The sequence below is a fragment of the Aestuariirhabdus haliotis genome, from assembly GCF_023509475.1.
In the GTDB taxonomy this organism is placed as follows: Bacteria; Pseudomonadota; Gammaproteobacteria; order Pseudomonadales; family Aestuariirhabdaceae; genus Aestuariirhabdus; species Aestuariirhabdus haliotis.
Genome location: NZ_JAKSDZ010000002.1, coordinates 70,281 through 87,022, shown reverse-complemented (window position 1 = coordinate 87,022; position 16,742 = coordinate 70,281). Strand labels below are relative to the sequence as shown.

Sequence of the window (16,742 nt, the reverse complement as noted above, 5' to 3'; positions counted from 1 at the left end):
TAAGGAACTGAGTTTTTTTTGGGTTAATAAATACGTGAGTTATGGCTGTTTATTGTGCCTTATTGCTCATGCAGGCTGAAAATCAACAAACTGTTTGGGTTTAAGGGCGATTATTAATGAACCATTGGCTACAACGAAAATCCTGGCAAACCCCGGTGGGGCTGCTGGTTTTGATGTCGATGGCCATGCCGTTGGCGTTTGCGAGTTGGCAAACCCTACTCAACAACTTTGTCGTTAATGAAGCCGGCTTTAATGGTGCTGATATAGGTATTTTGCAGAGCTTGCGTGAGGTGCCTGGGTTTCTCGCTTTCACCGCAGTGTTTGTTCTGCTGGTCATTCGAGAGCAGCGTTTCGCCCTTATCTCACTCGCTTTGCTTGGGTTGGGAGTCGCGCTGACCGGGTGGTTCCCCTCAGTAATAGGGCTTTATTGCACCACTGTCTTGATGTCGGTGGGGTTCCACTATTTTGAAACAGTAAAAACTTCGCTTTCACTGCAATGGCTAGGGCATGGGGAGGCGCCTCGTATTTTAGGGCAGCTGATAGCCGTAGGCTCTTTCAGCTCGTTGTTTGTTTATTGCGCAATCTGGGTCATGAGCGAATGGTTGCAACTGGGTTACGCCAGCATGTATATGGTGGGGGGAGGGCTGGCTTTATTGATTGTGCTCTTTTGTGCGACGGCGTTCCCGGACTTTCCCCAACCGCATACTCAGCACAAACATCTTGTTCTTCGACAGCGTTATTGGCTCTATTACGCATTAACCTTTATGAGTGGTGCCCGACGCCAGATTTTTGTCGTATTTGCCGGCTTTATGATGGTCGAAAAATTTGACTATGGGGTTGGTGAAATTGCATTGCTGTTTATTATCAATCACCTGTTCAATCTTTTTTTTGCGGCCCGTATCGGTGGCTTGATCGGTCGTATCGGAGAGCGCAGGGCCCTGGTGATCGAGTATGTAGGTCTGATCGCCGTGTTTGCGGGTTATGCTTTTGTTGAAGTGGCCTGGTTGGCGGGGACTCTCTACGTGGTCGATCATCTGTTTTTTGCCCTGGCGATAGCGATTAAGACCTATTTTCAGAAAATTGCTGATCCTGCAGATATTGCATCTACCGCCGGAGTGGCATTTACCATTAACCATATCGCGGCCGTCGTTATACCGGCATTATTTGGCATAATATGGCTGAGCTCCCCCTCATCGGTATTTTTGATCGGAGCTGCGATGGCGTTTGTTTCGCTATTGCTGGCTTGTAATGTGCCCCAGCACCCCGAACCATCCCGTATAGCGGTAATGGGTAATGCAACTCCGGCACCTTAAAAAAGCAGTATTGTTGTTTTTTTGTAACGGTATGAAGTGTTACCCACTCAGGTTTCAATTGTTACCGCGAACCCGAAAGTGTTACCAAGCCTCTGTGCCAGACTCGTTAAAAGGGGCGTTTTAAGTCATTCTCCAGTACCTCTGTCTTATTTCGACATCTCGGCAACTTTTAACTAATTTGATTTTCGGCCATTTTTTGATCACTTTGGCCTGTTTTTTCCCGAATTTAGTGAGTTATAAGCTATAGGTATTTACCCTACTAAACGTCTGTTTAAAACTGAAAAATCGAGGTATGATGCCTGCTATCTGTAGTTTGAGTGGATATAAATTGCAGCTATAAGGGGATGCCATTTTGATCATTATTTGGAACACACGTTCTTTTTTGTTTCAGTTCTGATTTTTGTTGGCATTATAGTTGCTTTAAATATGCGCCAATCATTATGCCGCCTTTGGGGGCTGTCATAAGCGGATACAACTCCGACACAGTTACTGTGTCGATAACGTGGCAGAACCCCGTTTCTTAAGCCACCTATATAACAACACTAATAATGAACTATTCACGGAGTAGTCAATGAACACCAAGAACAGCTATCCACTGTTTCTGCGTCTGGCCCCGGCCAAAGCGGGTTTTGCTCTCGCCGGCCTGATGGCCGCGCTGCCGGTTCAGGCGATCGAATTTGAATTTGCTGACGGTGAAGTCACCGGCTCTGTCGACACCACTTTGTCTTATGGTGCGATGTGGCGGGTTGAGTCACGAAATACAAACATCGATAACAGTGGTGTCAACAGTAACGACGGTAACCGCAACTTTGACACAGGGCTGGTGTCTTCGGTTTATAAGTTCAACACCGAGATGGAAGTGAACTATGAAGACTACGGTGCGTTTGTTCGTGCTCGTGGTTATTACGATACCGAAATCATGGACAGTAAAAACGACAGTGGTGATCTGCCTTATCAGCCTAGCTACTACGGCCGCAAATTTGGCGATAAAGCGGAAGACTACTCCGGTTCCCGTACCGAATTAATGGATGCCTTTGTCTACGGCAACTTTTATCTGGGCGAGGATGAAATGCCGCTCAGCCTGCGTGTAGGTAAGCAGGTGATCAGCTGGGGTGAGGGTATCTTCTATCGTGAGGGTGTGAATGCCATTAACGCCCTGGATGGTAACGCCTTTAACCTGCCAGGCTCCGAAGTGAAAGATGCCTTGCTGCCGGCCGGCATGATCTACGCCAACCTGGGTTTGACCGACAATCTGAGTGTCGAAGCCTTTGTCCAATGGGAATGGGATGAGACACGCCTGAATCCGGTTGGCACCTACTTTAGTACCACGGATCTGTTTGCGCCGGGTGGTGAAGGGAATTTGATTTGGAGTGATCTCACCGGTACTCAACTTGATGGGCTCTTGGCTGCGTATCAAGGTGGTTTAAGTGCGGTGGCGGACCCTTTTCTTAGTAGTGGCTCTTTAAATGTTGATGCTAATACCTTGAATAATGGTCAGTGGGCCAATTTAGGTACCATAGTTCGTGATAATGAGGCGAGCGATAGTGGGCAGTTTGGTGTGGCTTTTCGCTATGTGGCGGAAGAGTTGAATGAAACAGAGTTTGGTTTCTATTACATTAATTATCACAGCAAGACGCCTCTAATATCTGCAGACATTAATAACTATAATTACGACCCTACAGGTAATAGGTTTCTTGGCCTTGTAGGTGCTGTTGGTGACCCGACTCTTGCCGGTGGGTTGGCGGCTCTTGATTTGGCGCAAAATATCAGTGCATATCGTGATTATGAAGAAGATATCGACATGTTCGGTGCCAGCTTCTCGACACTGGTTGGCGATACTTCGATTTCCGGGGATGTTGCCTATCGTCCGGATAATATGATTTTTGCCTATCACGAAGATGACCTATTAGCTTCTATTAGTAATCCTCTGGGTGCAGGGCAAGAGTATTTTGCGGGTGACGGCTGTGCTAGTTTGGATGTTGCGAATGGTAATACTGGTGTAGCAGAGAATTTAATTGGTGAGGTCTGTCATGGAGAGACAGCCAATAACTGGGTAGAAACCGAAACCATCAACTGGAACCTGAATGCTATTCACAACTTCGGCCCAAGCCTGAGCTTTGATCGCTTCGTTGCCATTGTTGAGCTTTCCGGTGAATGGTTGCCTGAGCTGACCAATAAAGAGCTGGATGTGATGAACTCTACCGCGCAAAACGCCGGTGATAACACTCGTCATTCCAAGAAGCTGACCCGTACTGCTTACGGTGTAACCACCGTGCTGCAGGGTAACTGGAACGATGTGATTGCGGGCATTAACCTGAATCCTCGTGTGGTGGTTAAGCACGATATTTCCGGTAACTCCCATCGTGCGGGTAACTTTATGGAAGGTCGTTCTGCTTACAGCTTTGGTTTGAATGCCGATTACCTGAGCTCTATCTCTGGTGGCCTGTCCTACACCATGTATCAGGGCGCGGGCAGCTCTAACGATATTACTGATCGTGATCACGTTGCCTTCAATATCAAGTATGCGTTCTAACAAGAAGTAAAATCGGGTGGGCAGTCCCAGGGCTGCCTGCCAGGATAACTACTTTTCATAACAATATTTGCAGACACAGAGTAAGCACTATGTTGAAAAAGAAATTGTTAGTCAGTGCCATTGCAGCGCTTTCCATGATGGCCGGTTCAGCAATGGCGGCCGTCAGTGCCGATGAAGCCGCTAAGCTTGGTAATGAATTGACCCCTTTGGGTGGTGAGAAGGCCGGTAATGCGGCGGGTACCATTCCGGCTTGGGATGGTGGTATTACGGAAGATAAAATTCCTTCGGCGTTTAAGCACCCGGGCCAGCATTACCCCAACCCTTACGCGGGCGAGAAGCCGGAGTTTGTGATTACGGCTGAAAATGTTGATCAGTATGCCGATAATCTGACCCCTGGCCAGTTGGCGATGTTCAAGGCGTACCCGCAAACCTTCAAGATGCCCATCTACAAGACGCATCGAAGCCACTCCTCTCCGCAGCGTGTTTATGACGCAACCAAGGCCGCTGCCACCAAGGCTCAGCTATCTGATGGTGGTAATGGCGTGACCGGTGCGGTAGGTGCAACCCCGTTCCCAATTCCACAAAATGGACTGGAAGCGCTATGGAACCATGTTGTCCGTTATCGTGGTGAATACGTCGTTCGTAGTGCATCAGAAGTGGCCGTGCAGCGTAACGGTAACTACACCCTGGTGTCTTCGCAGCAGGAAGCGGGCTTTAAGTACTACTACCCGGATATGACCGACGAAACTCTGGAGAACATCCTGTTCTACTACTTGTCGTTCACTAAGGCGCCTGCGCGTTTGGCTGGTGGTGCTGTGCTGGTTCATGAAACTCTGGATCAGGTTAAGCAGCCTCGTCAGTCCTGGGCTTATAACGCCGGGCAGCGTCGCGTTCGTCGCGCACCCAGCATCTCCTACGATACGCCTATCACCGATGCCGATGGTCTGCGTACCGCTGACGATACCGATATGTATAACGGAGCTCCGGATCGTTATAACTGGAAGCTGGTTGGTAAAAAGGAAATCTACATTCCTTACAACAACTACAACCTGATCTCATCTGATGTGAAATATGATCAGTTGTTGCAGGCTAACCATGTTAACCCTGAGTACACTCGATATGAGTTGCACCGCGTGTGGGAAGTTGAAGGAACCCTGAAAGAGGGCGCTCGTCATATCTACTCCAAGCGTACTCTGTTCCTCGACGAGGACAGTTGGGGTGCCGCTGTGGTGGACCAGTACGACGGTCGTGGTGATCTGTGGCGCGTAAGCATGGCTTATCTGATTAACTTCTATGATCTGCCGACCACCTGGACCGGGCTGGATGTATTCCATGACCTGCAGGCACGTCGCTATCACGCTCAGGGTTTGGCGAACGAGGAGCCGGCTTTCGTCGATTTCTCTCAACAGATCCCAAAAGCGCGTTACTTTAAATCCTCTTCTTTGCGTCGCCGCGGAACTCGCTAAGCGCTGTTGGAAAGGTCCCAAAGCCGCTTCTTCTCGAAGCGGCTTTTTTCGTTATTTCATAGGGTTAAGGGGCATTGGTAGCGTTTTCACTCTAACGGATGATTTTTTCATCCCCCTCTGTAATTTGAGCAGAAAGGGCAAGAATCTTGTGGATTAAGTCGATATAATGTTTCGGCAATTTAAACGTTTGTTTAAAATGCTGACAACGATAACAATAAGGGAGTTTTTGTATGCGAGATGCCATCAGGCAATCCTCACACCCAACCCCCACTATAACTCGGCAGTGTTTCTCTATGATGAAAACGACATTGATCGCCTTCAAGCGTTTTGTTTTGTTGGCAATGGTTTTATTCGGGGCATCGGTGGCTGTTGCGGAGCAGCCAAAACAAGCCGTGATGTCCGACAAGGCAGCGACTTCGCTGTTGTTGGATGTTACCAGGGCCGGTGAGCGTCTGGTTGCCGTTGGTGACCGTGGGCATATTCTCTATTCCGATGATAATGGCTCCAGCTGGACCCAGTCTAAGGTGCCAACGATCCAATTGCTGACAGCGGTAGACTTTGTTGATGGGAACAGTGGCTGGGCAGTTGGTCACGATGCCTTGATTCTGACAACGTCTGATGGGGGAATTACCTGGACTGAGCAATATCAGGATCCGGATGCAGAAGTTCCTTTGCTGGATGTCTGGTTTCGCGATCCTTATGTCGGTTTTGCGGTTGGGGCCTATGGCACTATCCTGATGACCAATAACGGCGGTAAGACCTGGTCTGATTGGCGCGACCATATCGAGAACGAAGATGAGTTTCATTACAATGCGATCACTGCATTGCAAGACGGCACCCTGATCGTCGCAGGTGAGGCCGGCATACTCTACCGTTCCGTCGACGGTGGTGAACAGTTCGATATGATAGAAAGCCCTTATGAGGGTTCTTTCTTTGGCGTGCTTCCCACCCAGAAAAATCACTCGGGCCTGGTATATGGTCTCAGGGGGCACATCTTCCAGACCAATGACAGTGGTGAGACCTGGGAGCGCATTAAGGTCAATACCGGACATGGGCTGTTTGGTGGACGCTTGCTGGACGATGGCTCGTTGGTCATTGCCGGGCATTCCGGAACCATTCTAAAAAGCTACGATGGTGGCACGACTCTTACGCTAAAAAATCGCGCTAACCGACTGATTATCACTGGGGTGGCACAAGCTCCCAATGGCAATCTGATTCTTGTCGGGCAGGGCGGTATCCATCGAGTTGCCTCAAATGGCGACGACCTAAAGCAACCAGCTAACTAATTTCGGGGGATTTCATGGCGACCCATAAGCATCACGGTGAAGCTGCCCCATTGCTGGAGCGGCTGTTTTTTAACAATAGAATTATAGTGCTGGCCTTCTTTTTTCTGGCCACAATCTTTCTTGGATACAAAATGCTCGACGTCCGTCCCGACGCGAGCTTTATGAAGTTGATTCCTCTTGAACATCCCTTTATTCAGAATATGCTGGAAAAGCGCGATGATCTTGAGAACCTCGGTAACTCGATCAGTATCTCGGTCGAAGCCAAAAATGGCGACATTTTTGATGCCGAGTATATGGAAACACTCAGGCTGATTAATGACGAAGTCTTTTATCTGCCAGGGGTTGACCGTTCCGGGCTGAAATCTCTCTGGACTCCTAATGTTCGCTGGATAGAGGTAACAGAAGAGGGCTTCGAAGGCGGGCCTGTTATTCCGGGTGATGATGATTTCAGCAACCCGGCAAATATCGAAGAGCTGCGTGCTAATGTGCTGCGGTCGGGGCAAGTTGGGCGTCTGGTTGCGAATAACTTCAAGTCTTCGATACTTTTTATCCCGCTGTTTGAGATCAACCCTGAAACCGGTGAAAGGCTGGATTATCAGGAGTTTTCTCACCAGCTGGAGGAAAAGGTTCGGGATAAATTTGCCGACAGTAATGTCAACATCCAGATCATCGGCTTTGCCAAAAAAGTAGGTGATTTGATTGATGGTATCGGTTCTATCGCTTACTTCTTTGCGATGGCTATTGGTATCACCCTGGTGCTGTTATTCCTGTATTCCCACTGCCCGAAGAGCACGATTGTCCCACTGCTGTGCTCCATTGTGGCGGTGGTCTGGCAGCTGGGCTTGTTGGCCACCTTTGGTTATGGCCTGGATCCTTATTCTGTACTGGTTCCGTTCCTGGTGTTCGCGATAGGTGTCAGTCATGGCGTGCAGATTATCAACGCCTTGGGAATGGAGGCCGCCCTCGGGGCTGACAAACTGACCGCTGCGAGACGTACTTTCCGCTCGCTCTACATCCCAGGAATGCTGGCCCTTGTGTCAGACGCGATTGGTTTCCTGACGCTGTTGATCATAGAAATCGACGTGATTCGTGATCTGGCCATTGCCGCCAGTATCGGTGTTGCCGTGATTATCATGACCAACCTGATCCTGCTGCCGATTTTGATGTCCTACATCGGTGTCAGTCAGCGTTCGATTGATCGGGCGAAGCGCCACGCCGCTTCCGAGCCAAAAACCTGGAAGCTGCTGTCTAACTTTTCCCACCCTAAGGTAGCGCCAGTTTCCGTCGGTATTGCTTTGGCTTTATTGGGCGGTGGCCTGTACATGAGTCAGGATCTTAAGATCGGTGATCTGGATCCAGGTGCTCCAGAATTACGCGCGGACTCCCGTTACAATCTCGATAATGCCTTTATCACCGAAAACTATTCCACCAGTGCGGATGTGATGGTGATTATGGTAGAGACTGCCATTGAGGGTTGCGCTACCTACAATACGATGGAAGCCATAGACCGCTATATGTGGGCGATGGAAAACGTCGATGGTGTTCAGTCCGCCATTTCTCTGGTAACCGTTTCCAAACAGGTGATTAAGGGACTGAACGAGGGCAATCTGAAATGGCAGACCCTGTCCCGAAATCAGTTTGTGCTGAACAATTCGATTAGTCGTGCCTCCGGTCTGTACAATTCAAATTGTAGTCTGGCCCCGGTTTTGCTGTTCCTCGAGGATCACAAAGCCGAAACCCTTGAGGCGGTTGTAGAAGCCACTCAGGAGTTTGCCGAGGTTAACAACAGCGACGCTATTCAGTTTAAACTGGCGGCGGGTAATGCGGGTATCGAAGCCGCAACCAACGAAGTGATTTCGGCAGCCCAGAACCAGATGCTGATCTGGGTTTATGGTGTTGTGAGTTTGCTTTGCCTGATCACTTTCCGTTCTATCCGTGCCGTGCTCTGCATCATTATTCCACTGGGTCTTACTTCTGTACTCTGTCAAGCGTTGATGGCTTACCTGGGTATTGGTATCAAGGTGGCAACCTTGCCAGTAATTGCCCTGGGGGTTGGTATTGGTGTGGATTATGGTATCTATATCTACAGCCGTTTGGAGAGCTTCCTGCGTCAGGGCATGGACCTGCAGCAAGCTTACTTCGCCACGCTGCGTACTACGGGTAAAGCTGTTAGCTTCACCGGTGTTACTCTGGCCATTGGCGTCGGTACCTGGATCTGGTCTCCGATCAAATTCCAGGCGGATATGGGGATTCTGTTGACCTTTATGTTCCTTTGGAACATGGTCGGTGCCCTCTGGTTATTGCCAGCGTTGGCACGCTTCTTTGTAAAACCTGAGAAGTTGCAAGCCAAAGGTTGATAGCTGGATTAGTAACAAAAAAGCCGCGCTCTGCGCGGCTTTTTTGTTTATCTTTTTTAGGGTTTACGGGTGTTAGAAAGCTTTAGGGAGCAGAGAGACGTTCTGTTTGATGACGGCGCTGACGATACGAAAGGGAAGGTATCAACTGCGTAAAAGTTCAAAGCTCTTGTGTCAGACAGTCAAAGACTCGCATTACTAAAGTCCTGATCGCCGCGGCTATTGGCTTTACAGTATTGAGTTCGATGCAGCTTCTGCGGCCATGTTTGCTCGCATAAGTGCTGCAGAGCACGATCTTTTATCAGTCTTGGGTAAGGAGTTTGGTTAAGGCTGTTCTGACTGATTTGTATGAAATCTGGCTTTTAGGCGAATTCAGAATCGTGGCGCCGGTACACTAAGGTCGAGAACTTTCAACAAGGCGTAACAAAGAAACACGGGGCTCCCGAGAGCCCCGCAGAATTCTATCTGAATTAGCCAGTGGTGCTATAAGGGCAATGATTCTCAATAGGCCGGTCACTGAATAATCCAACTGATAAAACCAGTTTAACCATAGAGAGGTTTCAGAGTCTCTTGCTGTTGGCTATTGAGATGAGCATTCCTAACCTGTTCAAGAACTGGAATATGTGACTTATAGTCGGGTGGTGACTTATTGCTGTTGTTGTACAGCGAATTTTCGTGGTGCGCAAAAAGCGCTTTTAATTGATGACTGCCTGCTTGTTGGCAAAGCTCCTCTACAGGGATACCCGCCGGAGCTTTAAGCAGATAAGTCAGCCAGCTGCGAAGCAGGGGGGCAAAGTTATGTGGGTCCTCGCCGCTTTTGCAGTGGTTTAGTAGCGCATCGTAGGCACTGGACTCGTTATGGTCAGGGAGGCTTTCAGATTTGCTCTCTTCTGTGCGTTTGGTTGTTCTTCGCCATCCCCAAAGAGCCGTTAATAGCCAAAGCAGCAAGAGTAGGGCGCTAAGGAGTTGCCAGAAATAATTGTCTGGTTTGCTCTCGTTTTGGATAACGATGGCTGCTGGCTGTTCTATCGGTACGGTTTTTTCCGGACTCAATGGTTGAGGCTGGTTGGGTTCGGCTACCGGCGTAGTTACAGCCGGCAGGACCGTTATCTGCTGTTCGTCCAGAGTTTCTTTACGCAGTTCTCCGCTCTCGATGTCAAACCATTCTATGGACAGGGCTGGTAAGCGGTAATCGCCAGGTTGAGTGGCAACAAAGGCGCTTGATAATGTGGTTATACCCATAATCCCATGGTCTGACAGGCGATTCTCATTTCTTGGTTGATCCGGGTATGCATTCAGGCCCGTGATTTCCGAAGGTTCGATGGGTGGGAGTTGGGCGAATGTGAGACCATCGACTTTCAGGTTCAAAGTTCGGGTGATGGAGTCGCCGACGGTTAACTGGTTTGGGTCTCCGCTCCACTGCTGATCAAGTTCCAGGGCGCGAGCCGGTAGCCAATGTTTGCCATCCCATTCGGGTGGGGCGGCTTTCACGTCAATGTGTATTTCTGCTGACCGTATCGAAATACGCTTGCCGGCTCTGCCGCTGTAAGGGTTGAACGGGTCTCGATTGTTAACGGCGGTAGCAGTGAACTGCTGGGAAGGTATCACTATGCTGCCACTGCTTTGAGGATAAATGGCGTATTGCAACTCAAAAATACCATGACGCACACCGTTAATGATTTCTGATCGTGCGGTGGGTTGTCCTAAGGACTGGACAATAGCATTATCAATTTTAAGTTCGCTAAGTTTGCTGTCATCAAATAGGGGAACGGAATGCATAATCCGTAATGTGTATAAAATTTGCTGTTGTACATAGACCCTTTCAAGGTCAACGCTACCTTCCATAAATATGGGTTCAACAGCACCGGGTTGCTTTGGCGCAGGTGAGGTCGATGGTTTTTCTATTTGTAATGATATTGGGTCGGTTGCCAGGCCGTCTAGAACGATGGGAGGGATTACAACAAAGCCTGCACGTTTAGGGCTTAACTTGATTACCCAGTCGGTCCAGGAGACACTTTTACCGTTATTGGATTGGAATTGGCTGCTTTGCAACTGACTGACAATCGTAAAGTGTTCTTCAAGTGGGCTGAGGTCTGGTGTGCTGAAAAACTGCTGTTTATCGCTGCGCAGGGTTAGTTCGACAACTTCATCCTGATTCAGGGTAGTTCGATCGACGGAGGCCACGAAGGTTTCACCCCTGGCTAACGGAATCCACAGCAGGGTGAGCAATAGGAGGGCTAGTGTGTTTCTTACCATGCTTTTTCTCCGGCTTGTTGAGGGCCGCGCTGACGATGTTGTATCTCGAATTTTCTTCTTAGCAAACCGGACGGATCATCCTCAATGCGTCGGAGCCAACCTTCCATCGCTTGCTGATCTTCAGCAGAGATATCCGCCTGATCCATTGTTTCTGCAGTTGCGTTTGCTGCATCACTGGCGGATTCGTCTTCAGTGGAGAGGGCGTTGTTTTTCTGAGATTGTTCAGTGATGTTCGCGTTTTCTTCGTCGGGCTGGCGCTCGTTCTTTGTGTCAGCGTCGGTATCTTGTTTACCTGTGCTTTCCTGCTGTTGCTCGGCTGTGGACTCATTGTCTGGCTGGGCTGCAGACGAGCTGTTTTTATTCTGGGATTGGTCTTGATCTGATTCCTCTTGTCCCGAGTCGGAAGTTTGCTCTGATTGCTCGCCTTGTTGGTTTTCCGGGGAGCCGTTGCTGCCTTGCTCTTGATTCCTGTTCTCGTCCTTATTGGCTTTATCTTTGTCTTTATCGTTTTCACCTTGGCCGCTCGAGTTTTGCTCTTGTTGTGCTTGTTCAAGTAATTGTCGAATGATATCCCGGTTTTTCAGTGCGGCCTTGTGCTCGGGTTGCTGTTTGAGTACTTGATCGTAAAGCTCTAAGGCTTGTTCCAAATTGCCAGAAAGTGCTTCCGCATTGCCGCGGTTGTATTGGGACTCCAGAGAGGTGCCTGCACCAAATGCCTTGGCTGCAGATTCGTATTCCCCCGCTTCGAAATAGGCGTACCCCTTCCAGTCCTGATTCGTAAATGTTTCGGCTGCTTTCTCGGCTTCCTGTTTTTTCAGCAAGCTATTGCCCTGCTGGTCAGGCGTCTGCCACAGAGATTGCCAATCAAGTGCGTAGCTGGGTTCGCTGGGAAGTATTAGTAGGGGGAGTGCAATGGTTAGCAGCCACCCTTTACGAAAACTAACCAGCACCAGTATTAACAACGGTAATACGAGCCAATAACCCTGATCCGACCATTGATCAAAACGTTGGTTTTCTAGCTCGGTGCCGGTTGCTGGCCCAGTTTCCAATGCAGGTTGAATCCTGTTCCAATCGCCTTGATCTACTCTAATGGTTGCGTAACGTCCACCCAGATTACGTGCGATTGATTCAAGTCCAGACTTGTCCAGGCGGGGAATGACGATGGCCCCTTGGGTGTCACGTAAAAAACCGCCATCCTTCATTCTTATCGGAGCGCCTTGTGGGGTGCCCACGCCGATAATTGATACAGGTACAGCATGGTTGGCGAACAATTCTTGCAGTCGACTATTTTCTTCTGCGCTAATTTCGTCGGTTAACAAAAGAATGCGAGCGTTTTTGGACGGCGTTTCACCCAGTAAGTCGACCGCCATGCGAATACCCTGACTGGTCTGGCTGCCGGCCAAAGGCATCAAGGCGGGCTCCAAGACCGACAGTAAATTGGTGATGGTTTCACGATCGTCCGTTAAAGGTGCGACCCGGTACGCATCACCGGCATAGGCCACTAGAGCGGTGGTGCCATCTACACGACTGTTGATAATATCGTGAACCTTTCGGCGGGCACGGGTAAGTCTGTCAGGGCTAAGATCCGTCGCATACATGGACCATGAAAGGTCAAGGACAATAACGAGCGGTGCATCGTTCTTGTAGACAGGCGAGGGCAGTTTTTGCCAGCTTGGTCCGGATAAGGCCGTGGATGCCAGTACCCAGAACAGGATTAACCAGCGTAGCTGGCGTGGCGCAGCGCGAACGCTGTCTCTCTTCTGTAAATGATGCAGCAAATGATCCGGAATGACACGACTCCAGGCAGACTGGCGCAAAGTGAGTCGAGACATTAACCATAAGATCGCAAGACCCAATGGGAGTAAAAGCAAACCAAAGGGTCTGATAAAGTGAAAGTCTGTCAGCAATTGGGGCAGGTTCATGGCGAAGGTTTCCTGAACCATTGGCTACTTATCTGCCAACTTCGAAGTGGGCGCTGAAGCAGCTTAAATAGCCACCAGCTAAGGCATAGGACCATCGCTGCCAGCAGAGGAAAGTAGTAAAGGCTTTGCTTGGGGCGTACGGTTTCAGCTTGCTGTTCAACCGGTTCCAGGGCATCCAGCTTTTGATATATGTTTTCCAGCTCATCCGGGTTCCTTGCCCGAAAATATTCACCACCTGTCAATGCTGAAATGTCGCGCAGGGTTTTCTCATCGAGGTCTGCGGAGGGGTTGACGCGCCGAGCGCCGAAGGATGATCCGAATAGACCGGGCTGAACCATCTCTTCCGCACCAACACCTATGGTGTAGATACGTACCTGCTCCTGCTTGGCCAGTTTTGCCGCTTGGAGAGGGGGGATTTCACCGGCTGTATTGGCGCCGTCGGTTACCAGAATTAAAACACGGCTGGATGCCGGCCGGTCGCGTAAGCGCTTGACGGCCAGACCGATGGCATCTCCAATCGAGGTCTCTCGCCCGGCCATGGCGATTTGTGCTTCACCCAAAAGGATCCTGACGCTTCGTAAATCAAACGTCAGGGGGGATTGTAGATACGCTTGGGAGCCAAACAGTATCAGACCAATCCGGTCGCCTGAACGACGGTCGATAAATGGCTGGATGACCTGTTTGACGACCTGAAGCCTGTCCACCTGATTACCCGAAATTTCCATATCACGGGTTTGCATGCTGCCCGACAAATCGATTGCCAGCATGAGATCCCGGGCCAGGGCTGGAATAGTTACGGCTTCACCCACGCTCACTGGACGGGACGCTGATGATAATAGCAGCAGCCATAACAGGATGATGCCAACCAGCTTGGTTCGTTTTAACTGTTTTTGGCCTGGATGGGTTGTTAAGGGGGAGAGTTTCTCATAAAGCGGCAACCGCACTCCCGTCCGGGGCGCTGTATTCGCTTTCGGTAACCAGCGATAGACCAATACTGGAAGCGGTAACATCAGCCAGATCCATGGCCATTCAAGTTCAAGACTCATGATGTTCAACCCACTTTATACAATAATAATAAAAGGCCGCAGGGTCGGTATTAAAACCAGGCTGATAACGTGATTGTTCTATTTCTTTGGCTTCTTGACTGTTTTCATTCGGCAGGGATTGCTGCAGAAATGCCCACCAGCTTTCACCCTGTAAGCCGGCCACAGAACTACTGTCGTAGGCTTGTATGGCAACTTGTTTTAACAGTTGGTTGCATGTTTCGACAAGATGCAGCTTGTCCGGCTGCTGTTGGTAAAGCTGCCATTGCCGTTCCAGTTGCTGTCGTGCCTGTTGCCGGTAGGCTTGCCTGGCAATTCTGCGTTGACGTTTTTTTATCAATCGATGGATAGCAAAAAGTACTAACAGAATGCCCAGGGCGAGCAAGTACCAGCCGGGAGCCAAGGGCCAATAGGGGTTAATAGCAACAGGCTCGATGATGGGGTCCAGCTGCTTAAGTAGGGCACTGTTATCCATTATGGGACCTGGTGGCTCGTCCGGGGAAGATTCTTTGCAGTTGCGGTAGCGTTGGCTGGCCGCAATCAAGGTCGACCAGTGGGATTTGAAAGCGATGTAATCGTTGTTCCATTTCACTTCGCTGCTGATGGCAGAGGTGTTCGTATTGGGTTTGGGCAGCAGTCGAATTGGTATTCAGTAAGGTTGCCCGGCCGGTGGTGCCATCGTTGATCGGGTAATAGCCTTGTGGTGGTGGGGACTGTTCCAGTCGATCACTGATTCGAACAAACAACAGATCGTGATGTTTGGCCAGGCGATGAAGGTGAGGTTCACAGTCCGGGGTCAGGGCCTGCCCATCGCTAATAATAAAAAGTGCGGCACCGGTGTCCAGCGAGTGTTGGGCGTTAATCAGGGCCTGAGCAAAATAATCGGCTGGAGCTGGATCCAGTTCGGCATTCAGTTTGGCGTTGGCTACCGCTATGGTTTGAAGCCAGTGGAAGAGAATGCGTTGACTTCGGTAGGGCCGAACCAGAGGCTCTTGTTTTCCTGTTGCCAGCATCCCTCCGACCCGATCACCGTGCTCCAGCGCTGCCCATGCCAAAGCCGCTGCGCATTCGGCGGCGGTCACCGATTTGAAGTTGAGCTGAGTACCAAAGAACATTGCCGGGCTTTGATCCAGCAAGATAACCACCGGGCGCTCGCGCTCTTCTCGATAGAGTTTGGTGTGAGGAACGCCACTGCGTGCGGTCACTCGCCAGTCAATGCTGCGGATGTCATCTCCGGCCTGGTAGCGTCGTACCTCATCGAAGTCGATTCCGCGCCCGCGCAATCGACTTCGATGCTGGCCGGATAAGGCACTGCGCACATGTTGCGCACTATAGATGCCCAGAGTGCGCGCGTTAGCACCCAGTTCGACCAGTTGATGGAGGTCTGTATAGGCTCCCGACATGTCAGCTGTCTTAGGCGACAGGTACGCAGGCGAGCAGTCGATCAATAAACTGGTCGTTATCGATCTGTTGCGCCTGGGCACTGTAATTGAGAATAATCCGGTGGCGTAAGGTGTCATGAGCAACAGCTTGTACATCATCGGGCGTGACAAAATCCCGGCCCATCAACCAGGCATGGGCTCTGGCGCATCGATCCAGTGAAATAGTGCCACGGGGACTTGCGCCATATTCGATCCAGCTGGCCAGGTCGGCGTCATAATGGTCGGGGGATCGCGTTGCCAATACCAAATTGACCAGATATTGCTCTACGGCTGGCGCCATGTGCAGTCCAATGATCTCTTGACGTGCATTCAGTATTTGTTGCTGGCTAATCAGCTCTGGTGGGGTAGGTTCTTCTCGGCGTAAGACATCTTGTCGGGCCAGAGCCAGGATCTTCTGTTCGGTTTCAGCGTCCGGGTAGCCGATTTTGACATGCATCAGAAAGCGATCAAGCTGGGCTTCCGGTAGCGGATAGGTGCCTTCCTGCTCAATCGGATTCTGTGTCGCCATCACCAAAAAGAGTTCGGGCAGGGGGTAGGTTTTACTACCTACACTGACCTGGCGTTCGGCCATGGCTTCCAGCAGAGCGGATTGCACCTTCGCCGGTGCTCGGTTGATCTCATCGGCCAGCACCAGATTGTGGAAGATGGGGCCTTGTTGAAACTCAAAGCTGGTTGTTTGCGGTCGATAGATTTCCGTGCCGGTAATATCGGCCGGTAACAAATCCGGGGTGAACTGAATGCGGTGAAACTGACCGTCGATGCCTTGCGAAAGGCTCTTGATGGCACGTGTCTTGGCCAGCCCTGGAGCGCCTTCAACCAGCAAGTGACCATCGGCCAACAGGGCAATCAACAGGCGGTTAACAAGCCGTTGTTGGCCAAGAATGCTTTCGGAGAGAAATTGTTCCAGATTTCGGATCGTTTCGCGTTCAGACATTGAGAGCGTCGCCGGTTTGGGAAAGTAGCTACTATTATTGGGATTTCTGCTAATGTTTCAATGGCTTGAGAAATAATCATCCGGTAATTTGTCCGTTGTCACAGCCTTGTGATATAGGGATAGTCTACGCTTAACAGATATCATCTGAGGAAGCCAAATACGGGCTTCATTTTCCAGTATTTATGTCGTACAC

The 16,742-nt window shown here is 50.1% G+C and carries 11 protein-coding genes; 5 read left to right on the top strand and 6 right to left on the bottom strand.

The annotated features are described in order from the left end of the window. Nucleotides 1–116 precede the first annotated feature (116 nt). From MIB40_RS02325 to MIB40_RS02305, 5 genes are all read left to right on the top strand, one after another. On the top strand, nucleotides 117–1,313 hold the full coding sequence (locus tag MIB40_RS02325; RefSeq protein ID WP_249690334.1) for an MFS transporter: 1,197 nt from the start codon (nucleotides 117–119) through the stop codon (nucleotides 1,311–1,313). Between the two features lie 571 nt (nucleotides 1,314–1,884). After that, a complete protein-coding gene (locus MIB40_RS02320; protein WP_249690332.1) occupies nucleotides 1,885–3,846 on the top strand; it encodes a DUF1302 domain-containing protein in 1,962 nt (653 codons plus the stop codon). Nucleotides 3,847–3,935: 89 nt separating this feature from the next. After that, a complete protein-coding gene (locus MIB40_RS02315; RefSeq protein ID WP_249690330.1) occupies nucleotides 3,936–5,312 on the top strand; it encodes a DUF1329 domain-containing protein in 1,377 nt (458 codons plus the stop codon). A gap of 293 nt (nucleotides 5,313–5,605) precedes the next feature. Further along, nucleotides 5,606–6,598, top strand: coding sequence for a WD40/YVTN/BNR-like repeat-containing protein (locus tag MIB40_RS02310; protein ID WP_249690323.1), 993 nt, complete (start codon nucleotides 5,606–5,608; stop codon nucleotides 6,596–6,598). A gap of 14 nt (nucleotides 6,599–6,612) precedes the next feature. After that, on the top strand, nucleotides 6,613–8,955 hold the full coding sequence (locus MIB40_RS02305; RefSeq protein ID WP_249690321.1) for an efflux RND transporter permease subunit: 2,343 nt from the start codon (nucleotides 6,613–6,615) through the stop codon (nucleotides 8,953–8,955). 540 nt (nucleotides 8,956–9,495) lie between these two features. On the opposite strand, the gene MIB40_RS02300 is transcribed toward MIB40_RS02305, so the two are convergent. The 6 genes from MIB40_RS02300 to MIB40_RS02275 are packed head-to-tail and all read right to left on the bottom strand — an operon-like array spanning nucleotide 9,496 to nucleotide 16,549. Continuing rightward, nucleotides 9,496–11,208: a BatD family protein gene (locus MIB40_RS02300; RefSeq protein ID WP_249690319.1), complete on the bottom strand. Its 1,713-nt coding sequence runs from the start codon at nucleotides 11,206–11,208 to the stop codon at nucleotides 9,496–9,498. Beyond that, nucleotides 11,202–13,130, bottom strand: coding sequence for a VWA domain-containing protein (locus MIB40_RS02295; protein ID WP_249690318.1), 1,929 nt, complete (start codon nucleotides 13,128–13,130; stop codon nucleotides 11,202–11,204). Before MIB40_RS02295 ends, MIB40_RS02300 begins: the two co-directional genes overlap by 7 nt. Next, nucleotides 13,127–14,176, bottom strand: coding sequence for a vWA domain-containing protein (locus tag MIB40_RS02290; protein ID WP_249690316.1), 1,050 nt, complete (start codon nucleotides 14,174–14,176; stop codon nucleotides 13,127–13,129). The genes MIB40_RS02295 and MIB40_RS02290 overlap by 4 nt, the downstream gene beginning before the upstream one ends. After that, entirely contained in the window at nucleotides 14,166–14,648 is a 483-nt protein-coding gene (locus MIB40_RS02285) for a DUF4381 domain-containing protein (protein ID WP_249690314.1), read from the bottom strand. The genes MIB40_RS02290 and MIB40_RS02285 overlap by 11 nt, the downstream gene beginning before the upstream one ends. Then, nucleotides 14,641–15,576 carry a DUF58 domain-containing protein gene (locus MIB40_RS02280; protein WP_249690295.1) on the bottom strand — a complete coding sequence of 312 codons (936 nt, stop codon included), beginning with the start codon at nucleotides 15,574–15,576 and terminating at the stop codon, nucleotides 14,641–14,643. Before MIB40_RS02280 ends, MIB40_RS02285 begins: the two co-directional genes overlap by 8 nt. A 10-nt stretch (nucleotides 15,577–15,586) precedes the next feature. Then, on the bottom strand, nucleotides 15,587–16,549 hold the full coding sequence (locus tag MIB40_RS02275; protein ID WP_249690293.1) for an AAA family ATPase: 963 nt from the start codon (nucleotides 16,547–16,549) through the stop codon (nucleotides 15,587–15,589). Nucleotides 16,550–16,742 lie beyond the last annotated feature (193 nt).

Excerpts from the sequence above, each read along its gene's own strand:
- MIB40_RS02325 (WP_249690334.1), top strand. The coding sequence starts at position 117 with ATGAACCATTGGCTACAACGAAAATCCTGGCAAACCCCGGTGGGGCTG.
- MIB40_RS02320 (WP_249690332.1), top strand. The coding sequence starts at position 1,885 with ATGAACACCAAGAACAGCTATCCACTGTTTCTGCGTCTGGCCCCGGCC.
- MIB40_RS02315 (WP_249690330.1), top strand. The coding sequence starts at position 3,936 with ATGTTGAAAAAGAAATTGTTAGTCAGTGCCATTGCAGCGCTTTCCATG.
- MIB40_RS02310 (WP_249690323.1), top strand. The coding sequence starts at position 5,606 with ATGATGAAAACGACATTGATCGCCTTCAAGCGTTTTGTTTTGTTGGCA.
- MIB40_RS02305 (WP_249690321.1), top strand. The coding sequence starts at position 6,613 with ATGGCGACCCATAAGCATCACGGTGAAGCTGCCCCATTGCTGGAGCGG.
- MIB40_RS02300 (WP_249690319.1), bottom strand. The coding sequence starts at position 11,208 with ATGGTAAGAAACACACTAGCCCTCCTATTGCTCACCCTGCTGTGGATT.
- MIB40_RS02295 (WP_249690318.1), bottom strand. The coding sequence starts at position 13,130 with ATGAACCTGCCCCAATTGCTGACAGACTTTCACTTTATCAGACCCTTT.
- MIB40_RS02290 (WP_249690316.1), bottom strand. The coding sequence starts at position 14,176 with ATGAGTCTTGAACTTGAATGGCCATGGATCTGGCTGATGTTACCGCTT.
- MIB40_RS02285 (WP_249690314.1), bottom strand. The coding sequence starts at position 14,648 with ATGGATAACAGTGCCCTACTTAAGCAGCTGGACCCCATCATCGAGCCT.
- MIB40_RS02280 (WP_249690295.1), bottom strand. The coding sequence starts at position 15,576 with ATGTCGGGAGCCTATACAGACCTCCATCAACTGGTCGAACTGGGTGCT.
- MIB40_RS02275 (WP_249690293.1), bottom strand. The coding sequence starts at position 16,549 with ATGTCTGAACGCGAAACGATCCGAAATCTGGAACAATTTCTCTCCGAA.